This window comes from Micromonospora sp. NPDC051296 (genome assembly GCF_040682255.1).
Lineage (GTDB): Bacteria > Actinomycetota > Actinomycetes > Mycobacteriales > Micromonosporaceae > Micromonospora > Micromonospora craterilacus.
In genome coordinates this window covers 1-7,114 of the sequence record NZ_JBFBAO010000359.1, presented here as the reverse complement: position 1 = coordinate 7,114, position 7,114 = coordinate 1, and the positions used below count along the sequence as shown (strand labels likewise).

Sequence of the window (7,114 nt, the reverse complement as noted above, 5' to 3'; positions counted from 1 at the left end):
CCTAACGCGACGACACCCCGCCAGCTACGGGTCCGCAAAGATCAGCCAACCGCAAAGCGGAGAAGAGGTCACAAACCACCCTCTTAGGACCTCTAAGTCGGATGGGGTAGGGAGTACGCGTTCACCAAGGTAGGCCGCGTGACTGAAAAGCGGGCCCGGCGACGGTGCTGACGCCTTCCCGGTTCGGCATGGTGAGTAGCTTTTTCGCCTCGACCTGCAACCCGTACATTAGGCCGCGGGTCTCGGTGAACTCCTCTGGGTGACCGTTGAACGTCCGGTTCATGGAGGTCAGCAGGTCGGTATAGGTCTTGTCGCAGAGGCTGGACTGGGACTCCACGGCCGAGCCGGGCGGCAGCAGCGTGGTGTCCGGGTCGTCGACGGCCGGGATCACGTCCTCCGCGTTGAGGCGTACCGGCTTGCCCTCGTACGCCCACTTGCCGTTGGGCTTCTTGATCAGGCGGCGCCCCTCCACGATCTCCTTGAACCGGTAGTAGTGGCCGAACTCGTTCGGGTCGGCGATGTTGTCGCCGTCCAGGTCGGTGGGGCTGCCCTCGCCCTGCTCGATGATCTCGTAGATGGCCAGCAACGCAGTGCGCTTGTCGGTGACCTGGTAGAGCGTGCCGGGCGCGTCCGGCCAGCTCACCTGCCGGGCCGGGTTGCCCGTAAAGAGCGTGCCGTCGTCGAGCCTGGAGATCGCCGTGGCGATCTGGTTATAGAACCAGCCGATGGTCTGCGGCTTGTACTCGGCCTGGACGAACCAGTCCTCGAGGGTCCTCATCTCAGCCGCGTCCGAGACGGTCAGCCGGCCGTTCTTGTCGACCGCGACGCGGTTGCGGTCGATCACCTGCCCGGTCTGCCGCCGTCCGTTGATGGTGGGAAACTCGGGCTGCTCGATCGCCATGAACACGTCCCGCACCTGCTGCACGCTGCACCGACGCAGCCGTACCTGGAGATCCGGCAGGACCGGCGCGGGCAGGCGGTTGGGGTACGTGGGAACAGCACCGGGCCGGCCGATCACCGGGGTGCCGCCGACGGCGTTGAGAATGTTTCCCACCAGTGCCATATGCAGCATCTCCTCGATCACCACCCCGCGGATGATCTCGGCGACGTCGCGGTTGCGGTTCGGCTTGAGGGTGAACAGCGCATACAGGTACGGCGGGATTACCGCGTGTTCGAGCAGTAGCGCCTGCTGGAGCACGCGTCGCAGGTCCTGAACGTTGTCGATCCTCAGCACCGGTGGCTGGGGCTTAGTCTGGAGCCATTTGATGATCATGTCGCGCTTCCCGGGTGAGAGGTCTCTGGTGATCGGCATGTAACCGGGGGACTGGACGGGGGCGAGCATTTTCTCGACGATCATTGGCCCGTAGCGAACAACCTGGTTGTAGTTGGACAGGTCGAACACGTGGTTCATGGCCGGGTACAGGTTGGCGAAGCGCTGGAAGATGGGCTGTATGTCGGCTTCCCAGGTGGGCGCCGCCGGCACCGAGTGCGGGTCGAACACCCGCACCGACAGCCGGCCGTAGGGCCGGTCCGGCTGGTCCGGCGGGCCGTAGAAGACCTGGTAGACCTGCCCATCGACGACGCTGCGCGGATTGCCTGGATCGCGTCCGATCAGCTCGACCCGGGCCCGGCCGCTCTGGTCGGTTGTCACGCTCTCCGGCACGTCCACCTTGCTGTCCGGGCCGCCGCTGAGCGCGATCTTGAGCCCGGCCGCAGGCCGCCCGAAGCGGGTGGCCACCACGGTCGCGTGCGCCACCGCGTCCTTGCCCTCCGGGTAGAGGCGGAAGACGGAGCTGTCGGCCGCGACCATCGTTCCGTCCTCGGCTTCGGCGAGCAGCGCGGCCGGCGGCTCCGCATCGTCGACGACGGCGAGCCGCCGCTCCGCGATTCCGGTCAGCTGCTTCGCGCTCAGCTTGGCGCTGACGATCCCCGAGCGCCGTTCGTAGAACTGCTCGCCCTGGCCGGTCAGTGGCGCCAGCACCTGCGGCCGGCCGTCGTCGGCGATCATGGCGAGGCGTAGCGGGCGTACCTCCTCGAGCGGGCCGCCGCGGGACGTCGTGGGGATGCTGTTGCCCAGGTCAACGAAGACCGTCCGGGACGCGGCGTCCACTACCGCCGGGGCGGGGTTGAAGCGGCTGCCGTCGGGGCGGTTCAACCGGCGTCCGGCGACCACGTGCTCCGGTTCACCGGCGTGGAACGCGCCGATGGAGCCGACTATCCGGCCGAAGGTCACGTTGTCGGCGTCGAGCGGATCGATCTGCACGCCATCCACGTTGAACTTCACCGACAGCCGGTCCGGCTGCGTGGCCTTCCGTAGCGCCCGCAGGAACGGCGAGGTGATCTTAGGTGCCCACACCACGTCGGTCAGCACAGAGTGGTACGCCGCTCCCGGGTCCGGGCGGCCCGTCCCGGAAGCGGTCAGGTAGCGCATCCACAGGTCGCCGATGGACGCGACGTCGTACGCGGCCCGGAATGCCTCGGCACCCGACGCGTCGAGCACCCGCACCCGCAGGCCCCAGATCTCGGTCACCATCTGCTCGTCCGGGTCGAGGTCGACCATCTTGGCGCTGACCCGCTGGTCGTCGTCGGTGACCCGGCCGCCTAGCAGCGGATCGTCGACCGGTCGGTCGGCGAACCGGCCGTTCGGGAAGGTCAGCCCGGTCACCTTGACGTCGCGTAGCCGGAAGCTGCCGCTGCCGTCGGGATTCCACAGGCCGTTGTAGTGGTACGGCAATTCGGCGACCCGCTGGAAACGCGGCTCGAACAACGTGTTGTCGTAGTACGGGCCCACGTTGTTGATGGTGTGCGTGTCGGCCTGGAACCGGCCGGCGAAGTGCAGCCTGGGTAGCTCTAGATACGACAAGGTTTGGCCTTCCTCTGGCATCGACCGGTGGAGCGCGTCATCCCGGCAGACCCCAGACCCGCCCGGAGCCGGCCGCAGTGTGCTGCCGCGCCTCCCCGGGTCGGACCCCGGGCGGGGCGACGACTGCGACCTGCTCGGCTGCGAGCGTCAGGGCGATCCCGTCCCGGACCGGCCGCCCGTGTAGCGCCCGGCCGTTCCCGTCACGGACCTCGAGCTCGCCCGGGATCCGGTGCCGGATCGTCACCGTGCCGGCCACTCGGGCGCTTACCCGGACCCACCGGGTGTGGCCGGCGACGCGGTGCGCGTCGACCACAAAGCCGCCGGGCGCGCGAAGCCCGGCGAACGAGACCTCGGGCCAGGCCGGACCGACCGCGGGGAAGACGTCGACCACCTGGCCGGTGCCGGACAGCAGGGAGTCGAGCACGGCGTTCGCGAGCACGAACGGGGTCTCCAGCCCCGGCGTGGACCGCTGCCGGTAGAGCGTGTTGGCGCGCACCGCCGAGCCGGCGACCTCGGTACCCCGCAGCACGAAGCCGAGGTGGTACAGCGCCTCCCCGGCGTCGCCGAGTGCTGCGGCCAGCGAAGCTGCCGCCGCGAAGCTGTGTCCCTGCCAGCCGTCCCGGCGTGCCGCCCAGGTGGCGAAACTGCGCCGGCGTACGTCACTGCGGGCCGGCCCGTCCCAGCCCGGCTCGCGCAACGGGTGGATCCAGCGCAGGTGCGCGGGGATCGGCGCGGACCTGCGCAGCGGCATGCGCGCGCCGATCAGCACGCCGTCGGCGTTGCGGTGGTACGGCGCCAGGCGGTTCAGGACCTCGGCCCAGCGAGTGTTACCCGGCTCGGCGGCGGCCAGCGTCGTCGCGCCCCAGCGCAGCAGGGACAGGTGGTAGGTGGCGTCGGCGGTGTCCGGCAGGCCGGGGGAGTAGGACTTCGGCAGGTGCCAGCGGCCATCGCGGCCGGTGCCGAGAAACGGCACGTACCGCTCGACGGCCCGGCGCAGCATCGGGTGTAGGACCCCGCGGGTCAACCGCTCGTCAATGCTGTGCCGCGCACACAGCCACAGGTTGTGCATTGCCTCGAGCGGGCTTGCCTGCGGCGCGGCCTTCGAGCCCATCCCGGGGAGCCCGGCCTCCAGCAGGGCGGCGGCGTCTAGGCCGTCCATCGTGGACATCGGCGCGTCCAGCAGCGGCCCGGCGGCCCGGGCGGCCAGTTCTCGCCACGCGGCAGTCCATGCGTCGCCCTGCTCCGCGGGCCAGGCCCGCCAGCCGCCGCGCGCTGGCACCCCAGCCTTGCCGAGGGCGCCGAGCTTGTAGATCTGCGCCCAGTAGAAGCGCTGGATCTCGCGGGCCGGCAACGCGACGAAGCTATGCTCGTACAGCTGGTGCCACCAGCGCGAGTGCGCGGCGTTGACGGTGTCACCGGTCCGGGTCAGCGCGTGCTTGACCCGGCTCGCGGCGTCGGTACCGGCCGCGACCGCCAGTAGCCGCCGGCTACCGCGCCGCCGCTCCTGCCAGGCGACGTCGCCGGCGGGCAGGTGACGCAGCGACCGCGACCTGGCCGGCGCGACGGCGGGCGCGCTGACGGCGTCCCGGGCACCCCAGCGGGCGTCCAGCTCGCCGCCGCTCGGTGCGGTCCACACCAGCAGAGCGCCGTCGTGGACCAGGCCGGTGAACGCTAACGCGCCGCGGGTGGTGGTGACCGTGCCGGACAGTTGGGCGTCCCACAGGTCGAGGGTCCAGTCGACCGCGGTGACCGTGCCGGACAGCGTCAGGTGCAGCGTGGCGGCCGGGGTGCGCCACAGGCCACGTGGAGTGGTCCGGCCCGTGCAGTGGGTCAGCACGAAGGACAGCTCGGTTCCGGACTGTCCGCAGTAGACCTGGGCGCCGAGCGTGCCGTCGCCGAGGAAGGGGCCGTCCTGATGGTCGCGCGGGGGCGTGCGCCAGATGAGCGCTGCGTCACGGACGGCCTGCTCGGTCGGCCCGGCCTCGGTCGCCGCGGCCGGGCCCGAGCCGGTGCGGCCGGCCGCGGCCGGCGCGGCCCAGCCGGACACCACGGTGGCGCCCGCAGCGGCGGACGATCCGATCAATAGGTTCCTGCGTGAAATTTCGGCCATGGGTGCCTCCGATCCCGCCGATTCCGCCGGGCGGGATGAACCTAACAACCCAAGAAGGTCCAGGTAATGACGTTAAGCGTCAGCCTAAACACAGTCCGTCAGGCGCCCGTACTGTCGAAAGTCAGGGGTGAAAGACCACGTTTGCCACTGGGAAGCGACCCGGCCGGACTCCTACCGTCAACGGGATACGCCGCCCCAGTCGGGAGGAACTATCGATGATCACGTTACATGGGCTCACGAAACGGTACGGTGAGAAGGTCGCCGTCAGTGACCTGTCCGTAGAGATCAGACCCGGGCGGGTCACGGGCTTTCTGGGTCCGAACGGGTCCGGCAAGTCGACGACCATCAGGTGTGTCCTCGGGCTGGACCGGCCCACCTCCGGTGAGGCGCTGGTGTTCGGCAAGCCGTACACCTCGCTGAGGCAGCCGTTGCGCAAGGTCGGTGCGCTGCTCGAGGCGCGCAGTGTGCACCCGGGCCGCACCGCGTACCGGCATCTGCTGGCCGAGGCCCGCACCCACGGCATCCCGAAGAGGCGCGTCGACGAGGTGCTGTCCATCGTCGGCCTCAGCGATGTGGGCGGACGACGGGTCGGCGGGTTCTCGCTCGGCATGAGCCAGCGGCTCGGCATTGCCGGGGCGCTGCTCGGCGACCCGGAGGTGCTGATTTTCGACGAGCCGGTCAACGGCCTGGATCCGGACGGCGTGCGCTGGGTGCGCGACCTGGTGCGCTCGCTTGCTGCAGAAGGCCGAACGATCTTTGTCTCGAGCCATCTGATGAGCGAGATGCAGCTCACCGCGGATCACCTGGTGGTGATCGGGCGGGGCAGGCTGATTGCCGACGCGCCGATTGCCGAGATCATCTCGCGGAGCTCGGTGAACGCAGTGGTCGTGCGCTGCCCGGACCCAGCCGAGTTGCACTCGCTGGGCCTGCGGCTGGCCGGTGACCGGGTCGATGTCCGGTCGGCCGGCGAGGACACGATCCTGGTACGCGGGGTGACCACCGCGTACGTCGGCGACCGGGTGCACGAACTCGGCGTGCGGGTGCACGAGCTGCGTTCGATGGAGGCATCTCTTGAGCAGGCGTACATGGAACTGACCGCAGGCAGCGTCGAGTACGGTTCAACGTTCGCCGGCACCACGCTCGCCACCGACCAGAACGACAGGAAGCCGCAGGTGCAGCGATGACGACGACCAGCGAGCCCACGCGCAAACTGCGTACCGAACTGCCGGCTGGCAAGGCGGGCCTGCGGGGGGCCGTCGCCTCGGAGTGGACCAAGCTCATGTCGGTGCGTTCCACCTGGGCATGTCTCGTCTCCGCGATCGTTATCATGGCGATCTACTGTGCCTACTACGGCACGATCGTGCTGATCCAGAACGAGGAAAACGCGGCTGACGCGTCGAGCCAGCCGATCGGCAACGCTCCGCAGTCTGCGGTGATCGTCGTCCAGTTCGTCGCGATCGTCTGGGCCATGCAGAGCATCACCAGCGAGTACTCCACCGGCACGATCCGCAACACGCTCCAGTGGGTACCCAACCGGTTCACGGTGCTGATGGCCAAGGTGCTGGTGGTGTCCGTGACGACGTTCGTGGTGGGCACCCTGCTCGGCCTGATGGGCGCGCTGGTCTCCTGGCCCCTTTTCGGCGGGTACGGCATCGTGAACGCGACCGACGTGATCGTCGACTCCGTCCTGGTGGGCGCAAACCTTGCGCTGTTGAGCATCATGGCGATCGGCGCTGGTGCGGCCCTGCGCAAGGCGGCTGGTGCCCTCGCGATCGTGTTCGTCTTCCTGGTGGTCCTGCCGGTGCTGCTCCAGCCCACCGGCAACCCCAACGCCGACGACGTGCTACAGAAAGTCAACCAGTACCTGCCAGGCTACGCCGGGATGAATTTCATGCGCGGCATCGATGACTACTATCCGGCGTACGTCGGGTTCCTGGTGGTCGCAGGGTGGTCGCTGGCCGTGCTATTCATCGGCTACCGCCGGCTGCGCAGCCGCGACGCGTGACCTGTCACAGAAGAGCCGCGGCCCGGGGGGGGCGGCCCCGGCCGGGCCGTGCAGGTTTTTCCCGCCGGCCCCCCCCCCCCCCCCCCGGCGGCCTGGCGGGGCAGGGCGCCCGGGAGCCGCTGGGGGGCGGGGGGGC

4 protein-coding genes are annotated in these 7,114 nt (G+C 69.6%); 2 read left to right on the top strand and 2 right to left on the bottom strand.

Annotation, left to right across the window (positions count from 1 at the left end; translation table 11 throughout):
- Nucleotides 1-121 precede the first annotated feature (121 nt).
- A complete protein-coding gene (locus tag AB0M52_RS27815; protein WP_363959639.1) occupies nt 122-2,863 on the bottom strand; it encodes a ferritin-like protein in 2,742 nt (913 codons plus the stop codon).
- Nucleotides 2,864-2,900: 37 nt separating this feature from the next.
- A complete protein-coding gene (locus tag AB0M52_RS27810; RefSeq protein ID WP_363959637.1) occupies nt 2,901-4,946 on the bottom strand; it encodes a glycoside hydrolase family 95-like protein in 2,046 nt (681 codons plus the stop codon).
- A gap of 242 nt (nt 4,947-5,188) precedes the next feature.
- Here AB0M52_RS27810 and AB0M52_RS27805 point away from each other — a divergent pair, with 242 nt between their 5' ends.
- Both AB0M52_RS27805 and AB0M52_RS27800 read left to right on the top strand, forming a co-directional pair.
- Complete coding sequence (locus tag AB0M52_RS27805; protein WP_363959634.1) at nt 5,189-6,157, top strand: ATP-binding cassette domain-containing protein; 969 nt, start codon at nt 5,189-5,191, stop codon at nt 6,155-6,157.
- The gene (locus AB0M52_RS27800) at nt 6,154-6,978 is read left to right on the top strand and encodes an ABC transporter permease subunit (RefSeq protein ID WP_363959631.1); all 825 of its coding nucleotides are present in this window, start codon (nt 6,154-6,156) and stop codon (nt 6,976-6,978) included. The genes AB0M52_RS27805 and AB0M52_RS27800 overlap by 4 nt, the downstream gene beginning before the upstream one ends.
- The last annotated feature ends 136 nt before the right edge of the window (nt 6,979-7,114 follow it).

Excerpts from the sequence above, each read along its gene's own strand:
- AB0M52_RS27800 (WP_363959631.1), top strand. The coding sequence starts at position 6,154 with ATGACGACGACCAGCGAGCCCACGCGCAAACTGCGTACCGAACTGCCG.
- AB0M52_RS27805 (WP_363959634.1), top strand. The coding sequence starts at position 5,189 with ATGATCACGTTACATGGGCTCACGAAACGGTACGGTGAGAAGGTCGCC.